3 protein-coding genes and 1 pseudogene are annotated in these 2,373 nt (G+C 60.3%); 1 reads left to right on the top strand and 3 read right to left on the bottom strand.

Annotated features, from left to right (window positions below; genetic code table 11):
- Nucleotides 1-261: pseudogene (locus AAC126_RS22200) on the top strand (transcription termination factor Rho); the annotation flags it as partial.
- An 86-nt stretch (nt 262-347) separates the two neighbouring features.
- Here the strand turns inward: AAC126_RS22200 and AAC126_RS22205 are convergent.
- The 3 genes from AAC126_RS22205 to AAC126_RS22215 form a co-directional block, all read right to left on the bottom strand.
- Complete coding sequence (locus AAC126_RS22205) at nt 348-1,322, bottom strand: quinone oxidoreductase (RefSeq protein WP_339857640.1); 975 nt, start codon at nt 1,320-1,322, stop codon at nt 348-350.
- A gap of 18 nt (nt 1,323-1,340) precedes the next feature.
- Nucleotides 1,341-2,039, bottom strand: a complete 699-nt coding sequence (locus tag AAC126_RS22210) for a dienelactone hydrolase family protein (protein WP_339857642.1) — start codon at nt 2,037-2,039, stop codon at nt 1,341-1,343.
- A gap of 88 nt (nt 2,040-2,127) precedes the next feature.
- Nucleotides 2,128-2,373: MGMT family protein (locus AAC126_RS22215; protein ID WP_339857645.1), on the bottom strand; the 246-nt coding region annotated here is incomplete at its 5' end.

Raw genomic sequence — 2,373 nt, forward strand, 5'->3', positions numbered from 1 at the left:
GAAGAGTTCAAGGGTACGGGTAACTCCGAGATCATCCTGGACCGCAAGCTGGCCGACAAGCGGACGTTCCCGGCCATCGACATCACCCGTTCGGGGACCCGGAAGGAAGAGCTTCTGGTGGATCGTGCGACCCTCAACAAGATGTGGGTGCTGCGCCGGATCCTGACCCAGATGGGCACGGTCGATGCGATGGAATTCCTGATCGACAAGCTCAAGGTCTCGAAGAACAACCACGATTTCTTCGACGCCATGAATTCCTGATCCGGACGTTCCGGCAGGACATAAAGATCAAAGAAAAGGGCGGAGCCACAAGGCTCCGCCCTTTTTGTTTGTCTTGAATCCGGATCTTACGGGATCAGGATGGTCGAACCGGTGGTCTTGCGGGCTTCCAGTGCCTCATGGGCGGCTCTGGCTTCGGCCAGCGGGAAGGTCTGGTCGATATGGATCTTCACCGCACCGGAGGAGACTGCCTCGAACAGATCGCCTGCGGTCGCCCGCAGATCGGCGGCGGTGGAGATATAGTTGAACAGGGTCGGCCGGGTGAAGAAGAGGGAGCCCTTCTGTGCGAAAACCCCGAGATTGACCGGCGGGATCGGGCCGGCGGCCTGGCCGAAGCTGACCATCAAACCACGCGGACGCAGACAATCGAGGGACTTGTCGAAAGTCGTCGCGCCGATCGAATCATAGACCACCGGCAGCATCTTGCCGTCCGTGATCTCTTTCACCCGCTCGACGAAATCCTCGTCATTATACAGCACCGGATGATGGCAGCCGTTGGCCTTGGCGATTTCCGCCTTCTCCTTGCTGCCGACGGTGCCGATGACGGTGGCGCCGAGATGGTTGGCCCACTGGCAGACAATCTGGCCGACACCACCCGCTGCAGCATGGATCAGGATCGTGTCACCCTTGCCGACCTTGTAGATCTGCCGGATCAGATATTGTGCGGTCATGCCTTTCAGCATCATCGCGGCGGCGGTCTGATCCTCGACACCGGCCGGGATCTTCACGACGCGGTCCGCGGCGATGTTGCGAGCCTCGGCATAGGAGCCCGGGGGCGGGGAGGCATAGGCCACCCGGTCACCCACTGCGAGGTCCGACACGGCGCTGCCGACAGCCTCGACCACACCCGCGCCTTCCATGCCGATGCCGGCGGGCAAGGGCAGGGGGTAAAGGCCGCTGCGGTGATAGGTATCGATGAAATTCAGGCCGATCGCGGTATGCCGCACGGTGATTTCACCGGCTGCCGGGGCCGCGAGATCGATATCGGTCATTTCGAGAACTTCCGGACCGCCCGGTGTCTTGAAGTGGATTGCCTTGACCATTTTTCTTATTCCCTTGTTTTAGCCGAGATGGGTTTTGAAGAAGTCCGTAGTGCGGGCATTGGCCGTCTTGGCCGCTGCCGCGTCGTAATGCGCGCCTCCCTGACGCGCAAAAGCATGATCCTGGCCTTCATAGACATGCAGCGTGACCTGCGGATTGTCTGCCAGATCTGCCTTGATCTTCGCCTGCGCCTCTTTCGGGACGAAACCGTCCTCGGAGGCCATGTGGTTCAGATAGGGTTTCGTGATATTGGAGGATTCTCCAAGAAGATCATCCAGACCGACGCCGTAATAGCTGACATTGCAATCGGCGTCTGACCGGGTTGCCATCAGATAGGCGAGCTTGCCGCCAAGACAATAGCCGACGGACCCGGCTTTGCCGCTGCAGCCCTCCATGGCCTTCAGATGGGTGAGGGTTGCCTTCAGATCCTCGACGCCCTTGTCCACATCGAAGCTATTGAACAGCTCGAACGCTTTGTCCCATTCGGCCTGGCTCTGGTCGGTAATGTCGATGCCGGGCTCGATGCGCCAGAAAATATCCGGGCAGAGCACATGATATCCCTCGGCCGCATAGGCGTCCGCCTGATCGCGCATCACCTTGTTGACGCCGAAAATCTCCTGGATCAGGACGATACCCGGTGCTTTTCCGCCGTCTGCGGGCGCTGCGTGATAGGCCTGAAAAGAGCCGCCGTCAGCGGCTTTGATTGTCACATATGCCATTGAATGCCTCCCTCCGAAGCTGTCATTGGCGAGAGACTAGGCGTGCGGGTGATCCCGTGTCCACGCCCCGTTGCGGCATGGGTGTCCGTCAAAACAGAGAGAGCTGATCCGACTCATGGTCGAGAAGGCGCTGCTTCGTGGCGATACCGCCATCGCCGGAAAAGCCGGTCAGCTTTCCGTTGCTGCCAACCACGCGGTGACAGGGGATGATCAGCGGGATCGGGTTTGATCCGCAGGCACCGCCGACGGCGCGGGCGACGCCGCCGACATGGTCCGCGATATCGCCGTAGGTCCAGACTGTTCCGAAGGGGATTTCCTGCATCGCGCGCCAGAC

It is taken from the genome of uncultured Nisaea sp. (assembly GCF_963974195.1).
Lineage (GTDB): Bacteria > Pseudomonadota > Alphaproteobacteria > Thalassobaculales > Thalassobaculaceae > Nisaea.